The organism is Anaerohalosphaera lusitana (assembly GCF_002007645.1).
Classification (GTDB): domain Bacteria; phylum Planctomycetota; class Phycisphaerae; order Sedimentisphaerales; family Anaerohalosphaeraceae; genus Anaerohalosphaera; species Anaerohalosphaera lusitana.
In genome coordinates this window covers 3,087,965-3,111,045 of record NZ_CP019791.1, presented here as the reverse complement: position 1 = coordinate 3,111,045, position 23,081 = coordinate 3,087,965, and the positions used below count along the sequence as shown (strand labels likewise).

At 51.2% G+C, this 23,081-nt stretch carries 25 protein-coding genes; 20 read left to right on the top strand and 5 right to left on the bottom strand.

The annotated features are described in order from the left end of the window. Window positions 1-20: 20 nt before the first annotated feature. From lepB to STSP2_RS12510, 4 genes are all read left to right on the top strand, one after another. Complete coding sequence (gene lepB, locus STSP2_RS17515; RefSeq protein WP_205847892.1) at window positions 21-1,523, top strand: signal peptidase I; 1,503 nt, start codon at window positions 21-23, stop codon at window positions 1,521-1,523. Window positions 1,524-1,556: 33 nt separating this feature from the next. Further along, window positions 1,557-3,146 carry an NAD(P)/FAD-dependent oxidoreductase gene (locus tag STSP2_RS12520; RefSeq protein WP_146663104.1) on the top strand — a complete coding sequence of 530 codons (1,590 nt, stop codon included), beginning with the start codon at window positions 1,557-1,559 and terminating at the stop codon, window positions 3,144-3,146. Window positions 3,147-3,250: 104 nt separating this feature from the next. After that, window positions 3,251-5,551 carry a Tex family protein gene (locus STSP2_RS12515; protein WP_146663103.1) on the top strand — a complete coding sequence of 767 codons (2,301 nt, stop codon included), beginning with the start codon at window positions 3,251-3,253 and terminating at the stop codon, window positions 5,549-5,551. 4 nt (window positions 5,552-5,555) lie between these two features. Beyond that, window positions 5,556-6,344, top strand: a complete 789-nt coding sequence (locus STSP2_RS12510) for an MBL fold metallo-hydrolase (protein ID WP_146663102.1) — start codon at window positions 5,556-5,558, stop codon at window positions 6,342-6,344. Here STSP2_RS12510 and STSP2_RS12505 read toward each other — a convergent pair. From STSP2_RS12505 to STSP2_RS12495, 3 genes are all read right to left on the bottom strand, one after another. Continuing rightward, window positions 6,341-6,949, bottom strand: a complete 609-nt coding sequence (locus STSP2_RS12505; protein ID WP_146663101.1) for a hypothetical protein — start codon at window positions 6,947-6,949, stop codon at window positions 6,341-6,343. The genes STSP2_RS12510 and STSP2_RS12505 overlap by 4 nt on opposite strands. 118 nt (window positions 6,950-7,067) lie before the next feature. After that, the gene (locus STSP2_RS12500; protein ID WP_146663100.1) at window positions 7,068-7,862 is read right to left on the bottom strand and encodes a hypothetical protein; all 795 of its coding nucleotides are present in this window, start codon (window positions 7,860-7,862) and stop codon (window positions 7,068-7,070) included. Between the two features lie 24 nt (window positions 7,863-7,886). Further along, the gene (locus tag STSP2_RS12495) at window positions 7,887-8,246 is read right to left on the bottom strand and encodes a peptide chain release factor family protein (protein WP_146663099.1); all 360 of its coding nucleotides are present in this window, start codon (window positions 8,244-8,246) and stop codon (window positions 7,887-7,889) included. Between the two features lie 649 nt (window positions 8,247-8,895). On the opposite strand from STSP2_RS12495, the gene STSP2_RS12490 reads away from it, so the two are divergent. The 7 genes from STSP2_RS12490 (at window position 8,896) to STSP2_RS12460 (ending at window position 14,487) form a co-directional block, all read left to right on the top strand. Next, entirely contained in the window at window positions 8,896-9,339 is a 444-nt protein-coding gene (locus tag STSP2_RS12490) for a pyridoxamine 5'-phosphate oxidase family protein (protein WP_146663098.1), read from the top strand. Between the two features lie 18 nt (window positions 9,340-9,357). After that, window positions 9,358-10,716 (top strand): deoxyribodipyrimidine photo-lyase, encoded by a 1,359-nt coding sequence (locus STSP2_RS12485; RefSeq protein ID WP_146663097.1) that lies wholly within the window; start codon window positions 9,358-9,360, stop codon window positions 10,714-10,716. A gap of 133 nt (window positions 10,717-10,849) precedes the next feature. Further along, complete coding sequence (locus STSP2_RS17880) at window positions 10,850-11,659, top strand: peptidylprolyl isomerase (RefSeq protein WP_146663096.1); 810 nt, start codon at window positions 10,850-10,852, stop codon at window positions 11,657-11,659. 40 nt (window positions 11,660-11,699) lie between these two features. Further along, complete coding sequence (locus STSP2_RS12475) at window positions 11,700-12,194, top strand: peptidylprolyl isomerase (RefSeq protein WP_146663095.1); 495 nt, start codon at window positions 11,700-11,702, stop codon at window positions 12,192-12,194. A gap of 136 nt (window positions 12,195-12,330) precedes the next feature. Further along, window positions 12,331-12,666 (top strand): hypothetical protein, encoded by a 336-nt coding sequence (locus tag STSP2_RS12470; protein WP_146663094.1) that lies wholly within the window; start codon window positions 12,331-12,333, stop codon window positions 12,664-12,666. 160 nt (window positions 12,667-12,826) lie between these two features. After that, the gene (locus STSP2_RS12465; protein WP_146663093.1) at window positions 12,827-13,444 is read left to right on the top strand and encodes an RNA polymerase sigma factor; all 618 of its coding nucleotides are present in this window, start codon (window positions 12,827-12,829) and stop codon (window positions 13,442-13,444) included. Then, window positions 13,441-14,487 carry a hypothetical protein gene (locus tag STSP2_RS12460; protein ID WP_146663092.1) on the top strand — a complete coding sequence of 349 codons (1,047 nt, stop codon included), beginning with the start codon at window positions 13,441-13,443 and terminating at the stop codon, window positions 14,485-14,487. Before STSP2_RS12465 ends, STSP2_RS12460 begins: the two co-directional genes overlap by 4 nt. A gap of 74 nt (window positions 14,488-14,561) precedes the next feature. Here STSP2_RS12460 and STSP2_RS12455 read toward each other — a convergent pair whose 3' ends face one another. Continuing rightward, a complete protein-coding gene (locus STSP2_RS12455; RefSeq protein ID WP_146663091.1) occupies window positions 14,562-14,918 on the bottom strand; it encodes a hypothetical protein in 357 nt (118 codons plus the stop codon). 246 nt (window positions 14,919-15,164) lie between these two features. Then, the gene (locus STSP2_RS12450) at window positions 15,165-15,566 is read right to left on the bottom strand and encodes a hypothetical protein (RefSeq protein WP_146663090.1); all 402 of its coding nucleotides are present in this window, start codon (window positions 15,564-15,566) and stop codon (window positions 15,165-15,167) included. A gap of 262 nt (window positions 15,567-15,828) precedes the next feature. Between STSP2_RS12450 and nadD the strand changes: the two genes are divergently transcribed. The 9 genes from nadD to atpA all read left to right on the top strand — a co-directional run bounded on the left by nadD (window position 15,829) and on the right by atpA (window position 23,074). Further along, complete coding sequence (gene nadD / locus STSP2_RS12445) at window positions 15,829-16,446, top strand: nicotinate-nucleotide adenylyltransferase (protein ID WP_146663089.1); 618 nt, start codon at window positions 15,829-15,831, stop codon at window positions 16,444-16,446. 140 nt (window positions 16,447-16,586) lie between these two features. After that, window positions 16,587-18,374 (top strand): HEAT repeat domain-containing protein, encoded by a 1,788-nt coding sequence (locus STSP2_RS12440; RefSeq protein ID WP_169853193.1) that lies wholly within the window; start codon window positions 16,587-16,589, stop codon window positions 18,372-18,374. Window positions 18,375-18,420: 46 nt separating this feature from the next. Further along, the gene (locus STSP2_RS12435; protein WP_146663087.1) at window positions 18,421-18,678 is read left to right on the top strand and encodes an AtpZ/AtpI family protein; all 258 of its coding nucleotides are present in this window, start codon (window positions 18,421-18,423) and stop codon (window positions 18,676-18,678) included. A gap of 35 nt (window positions 18,679-18,713) precedes the next feature. Beyond that, window positions 18,714-19,097 carry a hypothetical protein gene (locus STSP2_RS12430; RefSeq protein ID WP_169853192.1) on the top strand — a complete coding sequence of 128 codons (384 nt, stop codon included), beginning with the start codon at window positions 18,714-18,716 and terminating at the stop codon, window positions 19,095-19,097. A 3-nt stretch (window positions 19,098-19,100) separates the two neighbouring features. Beyond that, window positions 19,101-19,895 (top strand): F0F1 ATP synthase subunit A, encoded by a 795-nt coding sequence (atpB, locus tag STSP2_RS12425; protein ID WP_146663085.1) that lies wholly within the window; start codon window positions 19,101-19,103, stop codon window positions 19,893-19,895. Between the two features lie 30 nt (window positions 19,896-19,925). Continuing rightward, entirely contained in the window at window positions 19,926-20,195 is a 270-nt protein-coding gene (atpE, locus tag STSP2_RS12420; protein WP_236782704.1) for an ATP synthase F0 subunit C, read from the top strand. 1 nt (window position 20,196) lies between these two features. After that, window positions 20,197-20,826: a F0F1 ATP synthase subunit B gene (gene atpF, locus STSP2_RS12415; RefSeq protein ID WP_146663084.1), complete on the top strand. Its 630-nt coding sequence runs from the start codon at window positions 20,197-20,199 to the stop codon at window positions 20,824-20,826. Window positions 20,827-20,830: 4 nt separating this feature from the next. Next, window positions 20,831-21,460 (top strand): ATP synthase F1 subunit delta, encoded by a 630-nt coding sequence (gene atpH / locus STSP2_RS12410; RefSeq protein ID WP_146663083.1) that lies wholly within the window; start codon window positions 20,831-20,833, stop codon window positions 21,458-21,460. Between the two features lie 90 nt (window positions 21,461-21,550). Beyond that, window positions 21,551-23,074, top strand: a complete 1,524-nt coding sequence (atpA, locus tag STSP2_RS12405) for a F0F1 ATP synthase subunit alpha (protein WP_146663082.1) — start codon at window positions 21,551-21,553, stop codon at window positions 23,072-23,074. The last annotated feature ends 7 nt before the right edge of the window (window positions 23,075-23,081 follow it).

Sequence of the window (23,081 nt, the reverse complement as noted above, 5' to 3'; positions counted from 1 at the left end):
ACATTCATGGAGCTGAGTAAATGGGAAAAGGATTTCGCGAAAACCAGCCCGGATCACAGTTCGAGCCTCGTTACAATACCACACTTGCCGGTGTTGTAAACACGTTCGAATGGCTGCTTATCGCCGTTGTGCTGGCATTTGTATTCCGCGCGTTCGTAGTAGAGGCCTTCAGAATACCCACCGGAAGCATGGCCGAGACACTGCGCGGCGACCATTACCACCTCAGATGTCCCCGCTGCGGCTACGAATACGATCTCGGAACGGATGAAGTCAGCGAACTGCCGCATGCCAGATGCCCCAGTTGCGCGTACTGGGCAAGCCCGGAAGTGATGCCTGCCGTAACGAACGGAGACCGTATTTTCGTTTCCAAAGCTGCCTACCAGTTCAAAGAACCTGATCGCTGGGATGTCGTCGTGTTCAAATATCCCATCCGGCCCGAGGAAAACTACATTAAACGCCTTATCGCAAAGCCGGGCGAAACCGTGGAGCTGATAGACGGTGACGTTTATATCGACGGCCTTATACGGCGCAAACCCCCAAAAGTGCAGGACGAACTCTGGATGCCGCTATACATAAACGATTATCAGCCAGGCGGACGTGCGGATCGCCTCGCAGCGGCTCTCGAAGACAAAGGGCCGTACACTAACCAAGTCTGGCAGCAGCCTTTTGAAAATGTAGATGGTTCTATATGGAACACCAGTGTCGAAAACTCGGCCGTATTCTCACTGGTCAGTCCGCAAAGCCGGATCAACACACTACACTATGTCGACCGGACCGGACACGACTTCGAAGCCAGATATGCGTATAACAGCAATCCCATAGCTATAAGACCCGAAGTTAGTGATCTCCGTGTTGTCTTCAATGTCACTTCCGCAAGTGATGACGGCATGATCGGAGCAGGTCTGAAAAAGAACAATGTCCTCTACCGTGGTTGGGTCGATTTTGCCGGTCAGATGATCATTGACCGTTTCACAGGTGAACAGAGGGAAGTCCTTGTTCAGCGCGATATTCCAGGAGTAAGTGTGTGGAACGGCTCAGAGTTCAGCTTTGAAATAGTGGATCACATGGTCGTTTTGCGCATTGGTGAAAATGTACTCAAATACGATGCAGGCCGCCAGCGTGGTGATATGGGAGTGCATCGCCGCGATTACAAGCCCGGCGTAGAAATCTACGGTGCCAGCAACATCGACATAAGTCACATTGAGATATGGCGTGACATGTATTACGGAAGCAATGTCCTGCGTCCACGACCCAACGAGCCGTTTACGCTTGATGAAGACGAGTATTTCATGGCCGGCGACAACAGCCCGATCAGCCACGACAGCCGCATGTGGCGCGGACCCGGTATCGGCAACGAAGGAAGGACATACCGCGAAGGCATCGTGCCTCGTGGGTACCTTGTAGGCAAGGCGTTTTTCCTCTACTGGGGCGATGCTTACAAGCCGTTCGAGGGAGCACTGCCGATCGTGCCGAACCTGGGCAAGATGAAGCCGATCTACGGCGGGGTGGATGAAAATGAATGACCTGGGGTGGTTTAGGGATTGACCGGCAGGGTGATGCTAAGGATCAATGACATAAGTTTACCGTTGGATCATACAGAGCAGGATCTGCTGCGCGAAGTTTGCAAACGTCTGGGCGTCAAACCGGAACAGATTCAGAACTGGCGCATATACCGCCGCAGTATCGATGCACGCAAACGGCGCGGCGTATCGTTCGTGTATTCAGTTGATACGCAACTACAGGACGAAGATGAGCTCACAGGACGCCTGGACTCACTCAAAGGCGTTCAGAAGCCAAAAGAACGAGAATATACACCTCCTTCTTTGACTAGGATACCTAAGTCCCGTCCGGTCATCGTCGGTACAGGACCTTCCGGCCTTTTCGCGGGCCTGCTGCTTGCCGAAGCCGGCCTCAAACCGATAATCCTCGAACGCGGCAAGCCTGCAAAAGATCGCGCAGCAGACGTCGCGAGATTCTGGAACAAGGGTATACTTGACGAGCATTCAAACGTGCAGTTCGGAGAGGGCGGCGCAGGCACTTTCTCAGACGGCAAGCTTACCACCGGCATAAAGGACCGCGCCTGCAGGGTTGATAAAGTGATCGCGGAGTTAATCCAGGCCGGTGCTCCCGAAGAAATTCGATACATCGCCAAGCCCCACATCGGCACGGATGTGCTTGTCGGTATGGTCGCCCGAATCAGAGAAAAGATAATAACTCTCGGCGGCAATGTTCGTTTTGAAACCCGTATGGATGAGTTGCTGATCGAAAACTCTCATGTCCGCGGCTTGCGTCTTGCAAGCGGCGAAGCCATCCACACCGAAACCGTGATCCTCGCGATCGGACACAGCGCACGCGACACGTTCGCAATGCTCAATCGCACAGGCGTGCAGATGGCCCGCAAGCCGTTCGCAATTGGCGTGCGTATCGAACACCCGCAGGATATGATCGACAAGGCACAGTACGGCAAGTACGCCGGCCACCCTCGCCTGGGCGCAGCAGAATACAAACTCGTCCACCACAGCGATACCGGCCGATCAGCCTACACCTTCTGCATGTGCCCCGGCGGTGAAGTCATCGGCGCAGCCAGCGAGCCCGGCCAGGTCGTCACCAACGGCATGAGTTCGTTCGCCCGCGATCGAGAAAACGCCAACGCTGCCATACTCGTCGGCGTAAAACCCGAAGATTTCGGCCCAGGCGATGATCTTGCGGGCATAGAGTTTCAGCGCAAGTGGGAGCAAAAGGCCTTTGAAATGGGCGGCGAGACGTATAACGCCCCGGCCCAGACAGTAGGCGATTTTCTCGCGGGCCGACCGACAACGCGGTTCGGAAATGTCCTTCCGTCATTTCGACCGGGCGTTACCGGCTGCGACCTCCGCCATTGCCTCCCCGATTATGTCGCCGCCGCGATCTGCGAAGCGATCCCCGCAATGAGCAGAAAACTCGAAAACTTCGACATGCCCGACGCGGTGCTAACTGGCGTGGAAACACGCAGCAGCTCACCGGTAAGGATATTACGCGGAGACGATTTCTGCAGCCTGAACACCGCCGGCCTCTATCCCGCAGGCGAAGGAGCAGGTTACGCAGGCGGAATAATATCAGCCGCGGTCGACGGAATAAAAGTTGCAGAGGCTGTTATTTCCGGATAAGGAATTGAGAGCTTGCGTTTTGCAAGCGACAATTTTATATTCATAATTTCGAAAAGATAGTAACATTGACGCAAAATATTTGTTTGCTTTTTTAGGACTTTGTAATGGAAGCTAAGTACGTCAGTAAAATAGCGGATGAACTGAATATTTCACTCAAGCAGGTCGCAGCAGTTACCCAGTTGCTCGAAGACGGTGCGACCGTACCCTTTATAGCCCGGTACCGTAAGGAAGCGACCGGCTCCCTGGACGAGGTTGCGATCACGGCCATACGTGACAGACTCAACCAACTGGCCGAACTCGACAAACGCCGAGAGGCCATACTCAAGTCAATAGACGAACAGGGCAAGCTGACACCGGCACTGAAAAAGAAGATCGAGGCGGCCGAAACAATGACCGTGCTCGAGGACATATACCTGCCCTACAAACCCAAACGCCGCACTCGTGCGACCATCGCCAAAGAAAAGGGCCTCGAACCGCTGGCAAAAGCCATGTTCGAGCAGGAAAAGGACTTCGACCCCGCATCCGAAGCCGTCAAATATGTGGACACAGAGAAGGGCGTCGAAACCGCCGATGACGCGCTCGCAGGCGCACGGGACATAATCGCCGAATGGGTCAGCGAGGACCAGCAGGCTCGCGAACGCATCCGTGAACTTTACCGTAATCACGGCGAATTCGTCAGCAAGGTCATCCCCGGCAAGGAAGAAGAAGGTGCCAAATACAAGGACTATTTCGATTTCTCCGAAGCTATATCCAAGGCTCCGAGCCACCGCATCCTCGCCATGCGCCGAGGTGCAAAAGAAAAGTTCCTCACGCTCAGGATCAGCGTCCCCCAGGAGCGGGCCGAGGAAATACTTGACGAGCTGTTCGTCAAGGAAGGAACTCCCAGCACACCCCATGTAAAAGCGGCAATACGGGACGCATTCAAACGTCTGATCATGCTCAGCATGGAAACAGAGATGCGGCTCGAAACAAAAAAACGTGCCGACAGCGAAGCGATCAAGGTCTTCGTCGAAAACTTGCGTCAACTCCTGATGGCTGCGCCGCTTGGCGGTAAGGCGGTGCTGGCGATCGACCCTGGCTTCCGCACCGGCTGCAAGGTGGTCTGCCTCGACAAGCAGGGCAAACTGGTGCACAACGACACCATCTTCCCGCACAACTCAGGCGCAGGCAAGATCGAGCAGGAAAAGGCGAAAGTCGCGGCCCTTTGCGAACGGTTCGGCATCGAAGCTGTCGCCATAGGCAACGGCACAGCCAGCCGTGAAACCGAGGCGTTCATACGCTCTATCGGTCTGCCAAAAAGCATTACCGTCGTAATGGTCAACGAGAGCGGCGCATCGATATACTCGGCATCCGAAGCTGCACGCGAAGAGTTCCCCGACTACGACCTCACCGTCCGCGGCTCCGTATCCATAGGCAGACGGCTCATGGATCCACTCGCAGAGCTCGTCAAGATCGACCCCAAGTCCATCGGTGTCGGTCAGTACCAGCACGACGTCGACCAGACCATGCTCAAAAACAGCCTCGACGATACAGTCGTCAGTTGTGTAAACGCGGTGGGCGTAGAAGTCAACACCGCCAGCAAACAGCTCCTTACTTACGTCTCCGGCCTGGGACCATCACTCGCGGAACGCTTCGTCGCGCACCGCGACCAGAACGGTCCATTCAAATCCCGCGAGGATTTCAAGAACGTCCCCGGCCTTGGTGCCAAAACTTTCGAGCAGTGCGCCGGCTTCCTGCGTGTCAGAGACGCCCGGAACCCGCTCGACGCAAGTGCTGTCCACCCCGAAAGCTATCCCGTTGTCGAGCAGATGGCAAAGGACCTCAATTGCGGCCTTGGCGATCTGATAACCAACGCAGAACTGCGTGACAAAATAGACCTTCACAAATACGTCACCGAAAAGGTCGGTCTTCCCACCTTGGCTGACATAAAATCTGAACTCAGCAAGCCCGGCCGGGACCCGCGCGAAAAATTCGATGCATTCAGCTTTGCCGAAGGTGTCAACGAAATGTCCGATCTCAAGATCGGCATGAAACTGCCCGGCATCGTCACAAATATCACCGCCTTCGGTGCATTCGTCGACATCGGCGTGCATCAGGACGGCCTGATCCACATCAGCGAAATGGCCGACCGTTTCGTCGAGGACCCAAATGAAGTCGTCAAGGTCCAGCAGCAGGTCGAGGTCCGTGTGCTCGACGTCGACATCTCGCGAAAGCGTATCGCTCTGAGCTTGAAAAAAGAACCATCTAAAAAGGAAGACAAGCCTAAACAAGAGAAACCGAAACGGCAGGGCGGCAAAAAGCCGCGAAACGATCGCGGTAAAGGCCGAGGCAAAAACCCCGAAAGCAAAAAATCAACCGTCGACCCGAACAAGCCTCTGGCCGATCAACTCAAGATAGGATGGTAGTCGCATGGCTCTGACTTTTCAGACACTTATAAGCTCTAGCAAAGGCAACTGCCTCGTGCTGTCCTCCCGCACTACCAGGCTCGTAATAGATTGCGGATTTCGCAGCCAGAAAGCTGTCCGAGCTGCGTTCGATCAGCAGTTCGGCCTCGATGGCGGCCCCGACGCTGTGCTCGTGACCCACCTGCACGGCGACCACATCAACTACTCCGCCTTGAAGGTGCTCCAGCAGCGGATGGTGCCCCTGTACATACACGAGGAGTCCGTCGATCTGCTCCCCGGCAAACACTTCCGAGGCTACCGTTTCGCTGAACTCGATGTGAACTCATATGCGGCCAGGTCTTTTGTAATCGGAGATTTGACAGTACGGCCGATAGAAGTGCCTCACGCCCCCGGCCACCTCACGCATGCTTTCGAAATTGCACACGACGGGCGACGGATCGTTGTCGCTGCGGATTTCTTCGACGCTGCCGCAATTCGTGATGTAATGATCGACGCCGATTTCGTCTACATCGAGTCGAATCATGATCTCCAGCTTTTGCGTGAGAACTGGAATCCCAACAGCAGATGGCACATGCCCAACCCCATCACCGCCGAGCTCATATGCGAAGTTGCGGACATTAGCGAAAAACCTCCCACAGCCGTCATGCTCGGCCACCTCAGCGAACAGCGAAACCGCCCAGAGATAGTTCTGGATGAAATGCACACTGCCTTCAAGCGAAAACGCCTGAACATGAGCTTTGACCTGACTGTCGCTCCGCTGTATGAAGCGTCGCACGTTATACAGATCGACTAGCTCATCCGCCTTATAAGTGCGTGTTTCGAATAACCTATGATCGCCATCGCCCAGAAACCGAACGTCTGGAACATCACGAAAAAACCGCCCACCTTAGCATCGGTAAATGGCATGTCGGTTATCTTCCACGAGTATACGTACAGATTGAAAAACTCTGTGAATATTCCCAGTGCGGTCACAAAAACCAGCAATGACACCAAAAAAGCGGTTACCCTCCCGACTCCCCGCTTGTGCAGGAAATTCTCCCCGATCAGCAGCCCGAATCCCAGATATACGAACGGCACCGCCCACTCGAATACATATTTGAGTATTTCATCGAAGACGTTCGAATACCACGGATAATGCCAGTATCCCGCATCGAGACCAAACTGGTCGAGAAAAATGCAAACCGCTATGGTACCTCCCCAGAAGACAATGTGCTGACGCGGCTTCCAGCTTGAGAAAAGCCCGCGATCTGTCTGCAGTTCATACAGCCCCATCATCACCAGCAGCATACCAATCGAGAAAAACGTGTAATAGTGCGCATAGTCAAAGAATAAGGCAGGGGGGATGCTTGCCAGCACCATTAGTGTCCCGAACGCTAGCAGACTGTACGGCTTCTTCATTTTTCCAGTTGTCCCTCGTTTATAGGTGCAATATTGATTTCCGCAGAAAGTCTACTTCAACTCGGCTGATTATTCAAGAGGTGATTAGAAACCTCTTCTATGACCTTTAACCTTGCGCTCAGGGATTGGGAGTTATTACAAGAACCGTTCGAAAACGATATTCGACTCCTTTGTAGCTCAGCAGCGCAGTTCCGGGAGAACGCGGTTCGGCTTTCTCGGCCAACAAAACGCTCTCACCAGACTCAAGAACGGCCTGCGCGGACAGGGCGTTCATGTCCAGACCCGATTTATCACTCTGCAAATTGTCAAAAGCGGGCACTATTCGCAGACGTATTTTATCGCCCGCTGTGCGCTCTGCCGAGAGACGCAGATAACGCCTCGCATTCTCGAAGCTGCTCGTCCCAGGTGAATATTCGGTCCGATCATAGACGAATGAAGCCTGATAAATGCCTTTGCCCAACGGCATGTAGCCGCTTACACCGGGCGTGAGCAGAAGTACCATATCCGAACCTTCGTACAAATGCAGGTTCTGCTTGACCTCGTCCAGCCTCTCGCCCAGTCCCTCTCCCGCAACCGCGACTCTCAAACCCGAATCCCGAAATTGTGCTGCATTATAAACGGTCACATCGTCCGTTTCAGCCTCCTCCCAAAGCGATTCCAGAGCGGCATAGTTCTCGGAATTCGTAGCGACTATCTCGACGTGTACCGGGATTTCCGCAGCCTGCCCATCGCTGTTATCATCTTCCGAAAACCCTTGACGCTCCATAACGCTCGCCATTCTCTCAAAACGCTGTCGCGCCAGGGCATCCTTATCCGGCCCGCATGATGAACAGAATGCCAAAACAGCGATCATAGTGCCCAAAACGGCGATCCTGCCCCCTGTGATTGCAAAACGTTGTGATGTTATCTGCATCGATATTCCTCCATCAGCAATGATTCACTTTTCGTCCAGTTTCTTTCTGGTCCTCCGTTTACGTCGCTGTTTCTGCTTGCGTATTTTTGCAGCTTTGCGTGCCTGTGGGCTCTTGCGTCCAAGTCTTTTCTCTTCTATGAGCTCACAAAGCCGTTTACGCGCATAATAACGGTTGAGCAATTGCGAACGCTCCTTGCCCATTTTGACAATATGTCCCGTTGGCTTGTGCTTTAGAATGACGCATGTAGCCACCTTGTTGACGCTTTGGCCACCCGGCCCGGAAGAACGTGCGAATGACTCCTCAAGGTCGGACTCCACTATATCCAGCTTGCTCATGCGCTCCCGCAGCGCTGACTCCTTTTTCTCGCTTACACCAAAATTCATACGTTCCTTCTCTCACTTCAATAGCCGTGCCGTCTGTAGTAATGATAATGGCTCGCACATAAAGTGGCAAGAATAACTCCTTTTGAATCATTGCAGTAAGCAGCAAATGAATGCGCACAAAAAAAGCCAGCCCTCGATGAGAGGAACTGGCTTCGGAGGAGGGTGATGAAAGCTTGTATTTATCTCATTAGCCAATTAGGCATACACACATCATAATCCAAAGTACAGCCTAGCACCAACGAGCAAATTGTAAATCAGGTATTACTACTGAAATTTCATGGGGCCTAACCCTGTTGAATATATCGGGCAAACATGAAGTTTTGTTCAGCATATTTCAAAATTCTTGTCGATTTTTACCCCGATTGCAGTTTTAAACTGTAAAAAAACAGAAAAAATCATATCCAACAGTTTACTCCCGTTTTATGATGAAGACATAGTACAGCAGTAAAAATATAGGGGAGCTCTAACAAATGCTTTTGAGCGGCAAGTAGAAGATTTTTGCGTTCCGGCAAGGAAGACAAATCAGCTTTAGTAGTAGCTAAAGCGGTTTTTGTCTGACGCCGCTCGGAACCAAAAAGATTCGCTTGTCCGCCAAAATGAATTGTTAGAGGTGCCCTATCGATTCGGTAATTGATAAAAAGGTCCGGCTATGCCCAACAACACCAGCGAACACCTGAAACTTAACGAACTGCTAACTTCCCAGCGACTTGCGGTCCTTTGCACCCAGCACCAGGGACAGCCGTATGCAAACCTTGTCGCTTTTTCAACCAGTGAGGATTTTAAGGTCATATGTTTCGCAACCCCACGAAAAACACGCAAGTATGACAATATCAAGCAGGACGGCCGGGTTTCACTGCTCGTCGACGACAGGGAAAACACCGCCGGCGATTTCACCAATGCCGTCGCCGCAACCGCTGTCGGCAAAGCCATAGAAGTCGAAAAGCCACGAGCGGACATTTTCGGCAGGTACCTGGGAAAACACCCTGAGCTCGAACCTTTCGCCAAGAGTGAAGATTCTGCTTTCTTCTGCGTAAACGTGGACAGCTACATTTTCGTCGACAACTTTCAGCACGTAACAGAGATCAAACCCTAAAATAGGGGAGGACCGACCATGATACAGGATGAACGTATCGAAATTTTGAATGACAGCCCTGTTCATGACGGCGAATACGTGTTGTACTGGATGCAGGCAGCTCAACGGGCTCAGTGCAATCATGCCCTCGAGTACGCGATCGACCAGGCCAACGAGCTGAGCTTGGGGGTGGTAGTATATTTCGGCCTGACTGACGACTATCCGGAAGCAAATGAAAGGCACTACTGGTTCATGCTCGAAGGATTGAGCGAGACAATCACTGAGGTCCAGAAACGCGGTATAGCCATCGTGGTGCATAACGGCGACATTGTCAAAGGCCTTATCGAGCATTCACAAAAAGCCGCTATGGTCATCGTAGATGCCGGCCACTTGCACATCCAGCGTAAATGGCGAGAACAAGCCGGCGAAAAGCTCGATCGCAGATTCGTCGAAATCGAAACGAACCTCATCGTTCCCATCGAGACCGCTTCACAGAAAGAGAATTTCAGCGCAGGCACCCTCAGGCCCCGAATAAACAAGCATCTGGACCGCTTCATGGTCGATCTGAAAGAACGCAAACCCAAGGTCAAGACAACTAAAATGAACCTGAAAGGCTTCGATGTCCAGAATGCCTCTAAAGCAATAAAGAAGCTCAAACTCGACCGCAGCGTCAGCAAAAGCCGGTTCTACCAGGGCGGCACAACCCAGGCCAACAAGTTTCTGGATGAGTTTATCGACCACAAGATCAAGGACTACGCCGACGGCCGAAACGACCCGTGCAAAGACGTGCTTTCCAACGTGAGTCCTTATCTGCATTTCGGCCAGATCTCGCCGCTGCACATCGCACTCCGCGTAAAAAGCTACACCGGCAAGAAAGAAGGCAAAGAAGCTTACCTCGAAGAATTGATAGTACGCCGCGAGCTCGCCCACAATTTCGTCGCCTATAATGACGATTACGACAAATACGAAGGCCTGCCCCCCTGGGCAAAAGCGACCCTCGAACACCACAGCAAAGACAAACGAGAACACCTCTACTCGCTCGAGGAACTGGAGCAGGCCCAAACGCACGATCCATACTGGAACGCCGCTCAGCACGAAATGGTCATAACCGGCAAAATGCACGGCTACATGCGAATGTACTGGGGCAAGAAGATACTGGAATGGACCAAAAACCCCGCTCAGGGCTTTGAGCTCGCTCTTTACTTGAATAACAAGTACGAACTCGACGGCCGTGACGCCAACAGCTACACGGGAATCGCCTGGTGCTTCGGCAAACACGATCGCGCATGGGCCGAAAGGGGCGTATTCGGCAAAGTGCGCTACATGAACGCCAACGGCCTTAAACGCAAATTCGACCCGGATGCCTATGTCGAAAAAGTCAGCCGGCTCAATGAATGACCGGACGTACCAGCGGTTTTTTTGCATTTGACCCGCTGTCCGCTTGCCAGTGAGCCGGCGACTGTTATAATAGCCGAAAAGGGTATCTAATTCAGAATCTGAAAATGTGGGTCTGACCATGAAAGGACAAACTATGAAGTCACTCAAATACTTGTTGACATTCGCGCTGGTTGCAGGGGTCATCAGTTTTGGAATTGCTGGCTGCGGCGGCGACGAGGAAGCAACGGAGATCGAACAGCCAGAAACCGAACAAGTACAGCCCGATGAGCCGACCGAGCCTGAAGCTGAACGTGCTCGACAGGAGCCGACTGAGGAAATAGAAACTGAACCTGCCGAAGAAGAATCTGCTGCCGAGCCTGAACAGGAACCCGATCAAGAGGATTCGGACCAGCCCGAGGAAGAGCAGGCCGCCCAGGATGAACCCCTGAAGGTACGGCTAGCCACAACTAAGGGCGAAATCGTTATTGAGCTCTACCAGGAAGATGCTCCGATCACCGTCGCGAACTTCATGAGCTATGTACTTGACGGCGATTATGACGGCACAATTTTCCATCGCGTGATACCTGGCTTCATGATCCAGGGCGGCGGTCTCACGCCTACCATGGAACGTGCACCGATGAATGCATCGATCAAGAACGAAGCAGGCAGCAATCTCGCCAACCAGCGAGGCACAGTCGCAATGGCCCGCAAAACCGACCCGGACAGTGCAACCAATCAGTTCTTCATCAACTTGACCGATAATCCGCATCTCAACTACGGCGGCCCCGGCCAGCCCGGTTACGCGGTGTTCGGCAAGGTCGTCGAGGGCATGGACGTCGTTCAGGAAATCGCCCAGGTCCAGACTGAAACCGTAGGTGAGTTCCAGAATGTGCCCGCCGATCCGGTAATTATCGAAAAAGCCGAAGTCGCGACAGACACGCAAGTCGACGCTGAACGGTTTTAAGATACGCAACCCGGTAACGATACATTTTTCGAGGTACCAAATGGCTAACCAGGTTAAGCTTACCACCAGCAAAGGTGACATTACTATTGAGTTGTTTGAAGATCAGGCCCCGGTAACGACAAAGAATTTTCTGCAGTACGTGCAGGACGGCTTCTTTGACGGCACGATCTTTCACCGCGTCATCAACGGCTTCATGGTCCAGGGCGGCGGCATGACCCCGGACATGAACCAGAAAAAGACGCGCGACCCCATCGTCAACGAAGCCGATAACGGCCTTGCGAATGATAGGGGCACACTTGCGATGGCACGCACGAACGACCCCAACAGCGCAACAAGCCAGTTTTTCATCAATCACAACGACAACGCGTTCCTGAATTATCAGGGCCCGGCCAATCCCGGCTATGCTGTTTTCGGTAAGGTGGTAGAGGGCATGGACGTCGTAGACGAGATCGCAGAGGTAGAAACCGGCAGACACGGCATGCACGACGACGTTCCGACCGAAACCATCATGATCGAAAAGGCTGAGGTGCTCTGATTCACCTGATTGGACAGATAACTGCTGGTGAAGACATAAAAAGCTTTTAAAATCTCAAATTTTCTGTAACATAAAGCCGAATTTTCATCTGACTGAATGCAACCTGGCTTTATGAAAATCTGAAAAGGAGCGATTAATGAAAACTAAGGTTCTCAAACTTGCAATTATTGTTTGTGTTTTAGGCTCTGTAATGCTCTCCACTCTCGGCTGCGGCAGCCCCTATGTCGGCAAGAATCTGCCCGCCAACAAGTATCAGGTGGGCGGCGGTTTCGAGTCTAAGATCAGGCCCGATGTGCCAGGCACAGCAATGCTCGTAGACATGGACAGCAGACGTATCCTCATTTCCGAGCAGCTCGATGCTGGCGAAGAGTTTTCTTATACAGGCGAGCAATTGAGCATCCTGCTCGACCAGCTCGACATAGAATCTCGGGAGGTTGTGCCCGTCTTATTTTTCGTGCCGAATGAGCGATAGCGCAGTCGAAATTATCTGCAATAGTTATTATTACTGAACAAAAGAGGGCCGGTACACATGAGACCGGCCTGCTTTTTTTGCCATTTTGCTGTTTCAATCGCGCTCAGGTTGCCTATAATATATAATGTTAGCGCAAATTCATTGATCACAGGCGAAAACTATGAAGAAGAAAGCAGTTGCAGACAGGCCGAGTGACGCTGAACTACTTGAGCGGTACAAGGAGGGGGATGAGGATGCGTTCCAGGAGATTGTAAGCAGATACAAAAACCCCTTATATGCTTTTTTGCGCAGGTTCTTGAATCAGCAGGATCTCGTTGAGGACGTCTTCCAGGAAACATTTCTCCAACTCTATGCGAGCAAGGACAAGTTCGACCCCAGCAGGCCGTTACATCCCTGGCTTTTTACGATTGCAGCGAACAAAGCCAAGGATGCGTTACGTAAACAGCAACGTACAAGTTCCCTTGGACTCGGAGCAATAGCAGATTCGGGCGGAGTGAGCGTTGATGACGTTGTGAATCTTCTCGATTCCTACGATCTAACGCCCGATGCAGAGGCAACTAAGGACGAAACTGCACAGCGCGTGCGCGAAGTTGTATCGAAAATGCCCGAAAATCTGCGCGGAATACTGATTCTGGCATACTTTGAGCAATTTTCTTACAAACAAATGGCCGAGATCCTCAGTATACCAATCGGAACTGTAAAAAGTCGTTTGCATACGGCTGTTGTACATTTTACGAAACGCTGGAAGGAACTTAATCGGAGCTCGAAAAGACAATGAAGAGTCTAAGCAAAGAAGAAAAGGACATCATTCTAGACTTTTATTTCCGTTGCGGGTCCCAGGAACGGATTGACAGGGCGCGCGATCTTATTGCAAGTGACAAAAGAGCCGCTGAACTCTTTTCTAAATTGCAGGAAACCCTGGACCCGTTGGGCCATGTGCGCGAAGAACCTTGCCCTGATGAGCTCGCTGAGATAACAGTTGCGCGACTTAAACTTGCCGCAAGCGCCGAGCGTACCCGAGAACAGGTTGAGATCGAGCAGACCGAACCGGCAGCCGTTGGAAGTGCCGGCCGTAGGTGGTGGAGCAATATTACCGATGTCGCCGCAGTTGCGGCTATTGTTCTTGCTGTTATTTCGCTCGGTATTCCATCCCTTAATCGTATCAGACAGGCTTCCTGGGAAAAAGCATGTCAGGCAAATCTTGCGGGAGTGGGAGTTGGCCTCAAAAGCTACGCACAGGACAGCAACGGCAGCGCCCCATGTTTCGGCAATGCGGCCGGGCAGAATCCCTGGTGGAAGATCGGTGAGCAGACAGAAAGAAAAAACAGTAATACCCAGCCGGTCTGGGTGCTTGTCAAGAAGGGCTATGTTGATCCTGAGAATCTGATCTGCCCCGCAAGGAAGGAACATGAGCCAGTAGATGTCAGCAAACAGCAGATGGCTGAACTTGTCGACTTTCCCGCAAGAAAGAACCTGAGTTACAGCTTTGCGTTCATGTGTGAAAAGGGTGCTCAAAAGGCACTTAGAAAACAGTTCGTTCTTTTCGGCGACCTCAATCCAATATTCGAAAGCGTCCTGCAAAAGGACCCGCGATCCGGCCAATACATTTTCCGTGAAGTCGTTCTGAACGATGACCTGCAGCGGGCAATGAGCAGAAGCCACGGCGGTCGTGGACAAAACCTTCTTTTTGGCGACATATCTGTAAGCTTCAATCGCGACAGGAAAGTCAATGGTGATGACATTTATACCGTTCAGGGCGTAACTGACTATTCCGGCACTGAAGTGCCAAAGTCCGCCGATGACATCTTTTTGGCTCCATAGTGAGCTGCGATGCATTATTATAAACTCGCCCTGGCTGGACGGCTGGAGCGAGTTTTATTTGAGGCAGCTTGAGTTTAATCTGCGGACTCTTTGGCCAGTTTTGCTTCAAGCTCTTTAACTTTTGCCCGCAGTTCGATATTCTGCTTGGTCAGTGATTCTGTGCTGGATTTGATCATCTCCATCATGTTGCCGGCAGCCGCAGCGGAGGCTTCTTCCATTTTTGCGATCTGTCCTCTGCAGTCCTCAAGTTCTTCCTGCAGGTTGGCGATCTCAGCGTCCTTTTGCTCGAGCTGCGCCTTGAGCTGCATGTTCTGACTGGCGACCAGGCGGGCCTGTCTCTCGCTTATGGACTGAGTTTGATCCTGGCATCCTGTAAGCGAAAGGCAGATACCAATAATGATCAGCGGAAAAAAAATAGAAGTCTTTTTCATCGGATTCCTCGTTCAAGATTAGCTGAAATATTTGTAGAGAGTTCGTTGCATTCAGTGATATTGAGCTGACGACTTTACATGCCGACTGATAAAAGTCTAAGTTCCAAAACATTTCATGTCAAGTTGATCATATCCAGGTCCGGCATACTGCAGGCGTTCACATGAAAAAATGGAAGGTCCTGCCGTGGCATGCGAACCTTCCATTTAAATACCGGTTTTGCCCGGCAAATCCAGTTTAGTTCAGGTTTATTTCTTCCTGGTAGCTTTCTTTTTCTTCTTTTTTGCGGCCTTTTTGGTGGCTTTCTTCTTAGCAGCCTTCTTCTTTGGAGCCTTTTTAGCCTTCTTCTTAGCAGCTTTTTTCTTAGTTGCTTTTTTGGCTGGGCTCTTTTTAGCAGTTTTCTTCTTGGCCTTTTTCTTGGTCTTCTTCTTGGCAGCAGCCTTGGTGGTCTTAGATGCGGCTTTCTTTCTGGTCTTTTTCTTTGCAGCCTTCTTCTTAGCCTTCTTTGCTGCTGGCTTTTTGGCTACAGCCTTGCTTGCAGCCTTACGCGCGGTGGCTTTTTTCTTACGCGGCGCCTTTTTGGTTGCAGGCTTCTTAGCTGCTGCCTTCTTTTTCTTTGCCTTCTTTTTGGCGGCTTTCTTTTTTGCCATAACAAGGATCTCCTTTCGACAAAAGCGAAAAAACTAAACCGGATTTTTCATAAGTATCTGATTTATATGTTCTTATCGTCAATCGGACCGATGCAACTTCAGTATTTTCCCTGTCGAGTGGTCTTATTTCTCTTGTTTTGGCATGTGATAACCCTTTTTGAAGGCAAAAATTGCATTAATATGGGAGTCTTTGTGTAATACTGTTTTCACTTGCACATGCTTTTTGTTACAATACCGCTTTTTTAAGCAAGCAGGAATTTGCATGAGCGGTAACCGCATAGCACTGTTCGGCGGCAGCTTCGACCCCATACATCTGGGGCATCTGACAGTTGCGCAGGACTCGCGGAAGCAGCTTAGTGCCGAGAAGATTGTTTTTATACCTGCAAAACGCTCGCCGCACAAAAAAAACAAGCCAAAGGCATGCGATAGGGATCGCCTGGAAATGATACTGCTTGCAATTGCCGGGTCCGATGAGTTCGAAGTCAGTGAGTGTGAGCTTACCAGGCCTGAGCCGAGCTATTCGCTGGACACTGTGCGGTATTTCAGGCAGCTTTATGGCGATGATGCGCATCTTTACTGGCTTATAGGCGCCGATGCGGTCAGGGATCTTCACAAATGGTATCATGCTGATGAATTTCTGGATGAATGCAGCGTTTGCATCATGAATCGAGGCGGCGTGGAAATACCTGATTTCGGCCCAATTAAAGAAGCTCTGGGGCAGGATAGGGCAGCAAAGCTGAAAAGGAACATGATATCTACTCCCAGTGTCGAGATCAGCAGTACCGAAGTTCGGCGGCGAGTCCGCGATCAGGAGCCGCTTAATGACCTTGTTCCGTCCGAGGTTGCGGAATTTATAGCAAATAAAGGCCTGTACAGATAGGGAGTGGTTAGTTTGCCCCCTGGGCGACAGTCCAAGGTGTGGTTTTTAATTGACAGAGTGGGTGCGTAAATTATAATGGCACGAACTGTTTTTTCAGGCCGAGCCTGTTAATAGCTGCTATTGGTATGTGGAGATTTTTAATGTTTGCCAAAAAACTGTCACTTGTGTTGTTTTCTATAGTTATTCTCGCTGGCGGAACTGCCCTGGCTCAGGAAGACATACCAAGAGAATTAAAGAACAATTGGACCGATTTTTTGCATTATGCTCGCATAGGCCGATTTGACCTGGCCGAAGGATATGCACAGGAGCTGATAGCAAGCGACCCCGATCCGCTGAATGTTCTCGCAATCAGTGAGGACAACCCTCAGGGGTACCAGCTTCTGCTCAAGCTTATCAGTACCGAATCAGCGCTTGAAGAAGTGAGTTCCCAGGTTCTTGAGATCATAGAAGCAGGGCGGTACATAAGAAGGACAGATCCTGAGATCATTACGCAGGAAATACGCAGACTAAGCACCACCATCCGCGGCAGGATCGCGGCAACTGAACGTCTGCAGAACGCGGGCGAATACGCTATTCCGTACATGCTTGACGCTCTTGCGGATGAAGGCAGGAAAGACGAATTTGCAAACATCGTAAATGCACTGCCGAAGATAGGGCGCGAAGCCATCAGGCCCCTTGCGGCAGCATTGCAGACCGATAACATGGCTGTCAAAATGGAGATCGTTCGTGCCCTTGGTAAGATCGGTTATTTCCAGAGCGTACCGTATCTCAAGTATGTTGCTGAGAATGCCGCGTCAGACCAGATGCGTCAGCTCGCAGTGGAGATGATCAAGGACATCGACCCCTCGGCAGTGAAGGTATCAGCGGCAGAGCTTTTCTTCCAGCTCGGGGAAAGGTACTACTATCACAACCAGTCGCTTGCACCCTCGGCGGACTATGATTTTGGCAATATCTGGTTCTGGGACGAGGACCAGAAGAAGCTGGTCCGTGAAGAGGTGGCAAAAGATTATTTCAATGAGCTCATGGCCATGCGATCTTGTGAGAATTCGCTGAAAGCGGATGATTCGTTCGGCAAGGCTATTTCGCTTTGGATCGCTTCGTTCTTCAAGGCAGAAGGAACCGGCGTCGATCAGCCAGACTACTTTGGCGAGGGGCACGCCGATGCGATCACATACGCTAAGACGGCCGGTCCGAAGTACCTGCATCAGTCGCTCGAAAGGGCACTGAAGGATGAGAACGCACATGTTGCCTTGTACTCTGTTGAGGCGCTTGCAGCCAGTGCCGGTGAAAAGTCTCTGCTTTATTCACTGGGCGTTAAGCAGCCGTTGGTAGAGGCGCTGAGCTTCTCCGATATGGCTGTAAGGTACAGTGCGGCAATTGCTATCGGCAGTGCTGATCCAAGCGAAGAATTTGTTGGAAGCAAGCTGATCATAGAGAATCTCTCGAATGCGGTTGATTTCGAGCAGGGCGTCGATGATCTCGGCGACCAACTGTCGCGAATTTATGCTATGCGTGCAGCGAAAGTGATGACACGACTTGCGATTGCTGAGAACAAGGTTGTGGACCTTTCAAAGGCTCGCCCTGTTCTTATCAAGGCGACTAACTATGACTGGCCTGAAATGCAGACAGAGGCGGGCAGGACGCTGGCGAGACTGGAAAGTCCCGACGCGCAGAGGGCTTTGGCAACTGCTGCTCTAGCTCAGAATAATCCGATGGACGTACGGATCAGCGCGTTTGGATCGCTTGCGATCTCTGCGAAAAAGAACGGTAATCTTCTTGAAGATGGTCAGATCGACGATGTATATGGTCTGGTCAGTTCCAAGGATGCCGACCCTGATCTGCGAACTGCAGCAGCCAGTGCGTATGGCGCATTGAATCTGCCGAGCGAAAAGGTCACGGACCTGATCCTCGATCAGGCCAGAAGCTGACCAATCCCGGTTTTTGAGTGGCCGGGCTTTATTCTGGAAAGACTTTATGTCGGAAAACAATGACCAGCGAGATCAAAATGATCGTTGGGCGGCCTTCGCCTGGATGGGTATCGGAATAGAGTTTTGTGCAGTCGTTGGTTTTTTTATGTGGCTCGGCAGTAAGCTGGACAAGCTTCAGGATACTTTTCCGGGCTTTATGATTATCGGATTTTTTGTCGGATTCGCACTGATGCTTTACATCATGATCCAGAGGGCCGGAGGCCTTAAAGGAGACGGCAGCAAGAATAGGGGCTCAGACGACTGAGTTTTGCTGTTGAGATGGTAGATGGACTTGTAGAGGTGAAAGCGGGAATAGCAAAATCAATAGCTTTTCTCTTTCTTGTAGCCTTTGGCTTATGTTTTGTTTACCGCGTTAGCGAAGTGCATGGGCCGGAAGCGAAGTACGGCTGTGGTTTGGCGATCGTGGTCACAGTTTCGACTTCTTTTGTATCGGTGTTGCCGGTCTTATTCGCGATTGCGAGCGGTTTTTTCGTGGTCGGCATCGCGGCAATCATTGGTTCGGTCGTGAGGCTGTTTCTGACAGTCATAGGTTTTATCATCGTTGCAGCGATGGGGATGTCGAATGGCTGGTTTTTTTTGTTCGGCAGCTTGTTTTACCTGGTTTTCCTGTTAATAGAAACGTTGCTTGCTTTAAGATTAATGAAAAAAGAGGCTGATTACTGATTTATGAGTTCGGGCCTGCAAAATATTTTAGCTTCGACGAGCCTGTTGGACCATGTTGCCAGCAAGGACCTGTTTACTATCGGGGCATTCAGGTTTACCAACCACATGCTGATGATGACGCTGGCGGTAATCGGTCTTTGCATCGTCATGCCACTTGCCATAGGGCGAAGAAAGCTCGTGAGGAAGGGGTTCGGCAATGCGATCGAGGCGATCTGTCTGTATCTGCGAGAAGAAGTGGCTCGACCGTTCCTTGGAGAAAAAACGGACAAATACATTGGTTTTATCTGGACTATGTTCTTTTTCATTCTGACCATGAACCTGTTCGGGCTGATACCCATGGACAGGATCATTTTCTTTATTACCGACAAGCAAAATCATTACGGCGGTACGGCTACGGGCAATATCTGGATCACGGGGGCACTTGCCAGCATATCATTTGTGACCTTTCACTGGGCGGGAATACGTGAGAACGGTCTTGCTCATTACTTCAAGAGCTTCATACCCAAAGTACCCTGGCCGCTGATACCGCTTATGTATCTTATGGAGACGATAAGCTCATTCGTAAGAGTTTTTGCCCTTGCAATTCGTCTTTATGCGAATATGCTTGCCGGTCATATACTTCTTGGTGTGCTGATATTTCTGATAATTCTATTCAAGAATTATCTTACGGCGTTTCCGGCTGTTCCGGCCTATATCGCTTTTTCCATACTCGAATTGTTTGTGGCCTTCTTGCAGGCTTACATATTTACGTTTTTGACTACTATTTTTATTGGTTTCGCTGTATTTCCTGAGCACTGATACAGCATCTGACAATTGGAGAATATGTAGATGTTCGAATTGATGAATTTTCTAGCAGAAGTGAATATTGACGACAAAGGACTGGGCATGCTGGGCGGTGTTATGGGTGCCGGCCTTGCGGTTATCGGTGCAGGTATTGGTATCGGAAATATCGTCGGAAAGGCGACGGAGGCCATTGCGCGTCAGCCAGAGACCGGCGGCCGTATTTTCACCACTATGATCATTGGTGCGGCTCTCGTCGAAGGTGTCACACTGTTTGCGCTCGTTATTTGTCTACTCGCTGTTCTGGGTGTCGGTTAATATGAAAGTCAGAAGTGTTTGTGCAGTTCTGCTGCTGTGGGCCTGTAATGCCTGTGCGTTGGCCGCTGAGGAGGCGCCTGCGCATGGGGAGGGCGAGAGCGAAGCTCCCAGCATCTTCACCGGCTATTTGGGTGAGTCCTTTTGGACCGTTCTGGCTTTTTTTCTGCTTCTTGCTGTCCTTTGGAAAATAGCCTGGAAGCCGCTACTGGCCAGCCTGACAGCTCGTCAGGAGCACATCAAGAAAGAGATCTCCGACGCTGAAAAAATCCGCAACCAGGCCAACGAGGTCCTTCAGGATTACAAGAATAAACTGGCAAAGGCCGACGAGGAGGGCAAGAAGATCGTTGTGGCCCATACAAGCAAGGCCGAAAAGCAGAGTAAAGAGATACTTACTAAAGCCCGGCAGGAAGTCGAGCAGATGAAGGAGAAGGCTGCTGAGGACATCGAGAGAAGCCGGATCGAGGCCCAGGCTCAGCTTTGGGATCAGGCCGGTGAGATGGTGCTAAGACTTGGACATGAAGTGCTTGGCAAATCACTTACGACGGACGACAATTCGCGTATGATCGATCAGGCGATCGAGAAACTGAAATCCGAACAGACCCGTAAAGAAGAAAACGTCTCAGGCGGCTAAAACTATGCCAGAATCAGTCAGACATGTTGTTCGAGAGATATATTCGGAAGTTCTGTTTGAGCTGGCCGAGGAGGCAGGCTGTGTCGACAAAGTGATGGAAGATCTCGAACGCGTGGTCGAGATACTGCAGGAACAGCCTGAATTTGCAAGTCTGCTCGCGTCTCAGGAGTTGAAAGGGCAGGAAAAAAGTGAAATGGTCAGGCGGGTATTTAAGGAAAAAATATCAGACCTGGCTTTGGATTTTCTATGTGTTCTGGCCCGCCGTAATCGGATCGGTTTTCTTGCGAGCATCTTCGATCAGTACGAAGTCATGCTCGACGCCCAGCAGAATATATCTTTAGTGGAAGTTACATTTGCCCAGAAGCCCAAGCCCGAAAAGCTGGAAAAGCTCAAATCTGAACTTAGTGACGCTCTAAAGGCGAAAGTCAAGCTCAGGGTGGATATCGAGCCCGAGATAATGGGCGGCGTTATTATAAAGATCGGTGACCGGATGATCGATAATTCGCTCAAGAACATTCTGGGCAGAGCCGTGAACTCGGTCGTCGAAAATTCAAAGTCGAAGCTAAAGAAAAGCAAGTCAGGCTTTGCTGGTAAAAAAGCTCCGGCAGTTCGCAAGCCGAATGAACGCATCTGATTCCGCGTTTGTGATTTAGATTCTTGTTTTGTTCATTAAATTATTAAGATTAGCAGTATTTCTGTTTTGCATCTGACAAGGCATTAGTAAATGAAATTCGATGTTAACGAAATATCAAGCCTTATAAAGCAGGAGATAACGCGCTACCGCAAAGAGGTTGACGTAGCCACGGTCGGTAAAGTGCTGGAAGTTGGTGACGGTATCGCGCGTGTTTACGGCCTAGATAATGCCATGGCCGGCGAGATGCTCGAATTCGAGAACGGTGTTGTAGGCGAGGCGTTCAATCTCGAAGACGAGAGCGTCGGCGCTGTCATATACGGCGAGTATGAAAAAATACAGGAAGATTCTCAGGTCCGCGCCACCGGCAAGGTTCTTACTGTGCCGGTGGGTCACGAGATCTGCGGCAGGGTGGTAAATGCGCTCTGCGAGCCCATCGACGGAAAAGGTGACATCGAGACACAATCCAAGAGGCTGGTCGAAATAGCGGCGCCGGGCATCGCTGATCGACAGCCCGTGCGGAATCCGCTTATTACCGGTCTGAAGAGCATCGACTCTATGATACCGATCGGCAGGGGACAGCGGGAGCTGATCATCGGTGACCGCAAAACCGGTAAGACAGCGATTGGGCTGGATACGATCATCAATCAGAAGGGACAGGACGTCATCTGCGTCTACGTAGCGATCGGCCAGAAAGAATCTACAGTCGCAGAGGTCGTCAGGACGCTCAGAGATCATGGTGCGATGGAACATACGGTTGTTGTTTCGGCCAGTGCATCCGAAAGTGCCGCATTGCAGTATATCGCGCCCTACGCTGGTACCGCAGTGGCGGAGTATTTTATGTATGAGCACGGCATGGATACGCTTTGTATTTATGACGACCTTTCCAAGCATGCGAATGCCTACCGTGAGCTTAGTCTGCTCCTTCGCAGACCGCCGGGACGTGAAGCATATCCGGGTGATATCTTCTATCTGCACAGTCGACTGCTCGAACGCAGTGCCAAACTCCACAATGATAAAGGCGGCGGTTCACTTACCGCGCTGCCGATCATCGAAACACTAGAAGGGCAGGTCTCCGCGTATATCCCGACAAACATTATTTCGATCACTGACGGCCAGGTCTACCTCCAGCGTGACCTGTTCCTTGGCGGCATAAGGCCCGCTGTGGACGTGGGAATTTCTGTCAGTCGTGTGGGTGGTGACGCACAGCCGCCTGCGATGAAGAAGGTCGCTCCCAAGCTCAGGCTCGATCTCGCTCAGTTCCGTGAACTGCAGGACTTCGCAAGGCTCGGTACGGAGCTGGATCCGGCAGCCCAGGCTCAGCTCGATCGCGGGCTCAGAATGGTCGAAGTGCTCAAGCAGCAGCAGTTCTCGCCGCTCAGTATTGGTGAGCAGGTCGTGTCGATCCTGGCAGGCTCTACCAGAATGCTGGATGATATAAGGACCGATGATGTGCTGCATTTCCTGACAGAGATGCTTTCATGGATGAAGCTCGAAGCCCCTGAATACATTACGGAAGTGAACGAATCGGGTGATCTGACGGACGAAATGCGCGAGAGCATAGTCTCGGCGATCGAGGCATATAAAACCATCTACAGATTCTCGTTTGGAAAATAGTTACCTG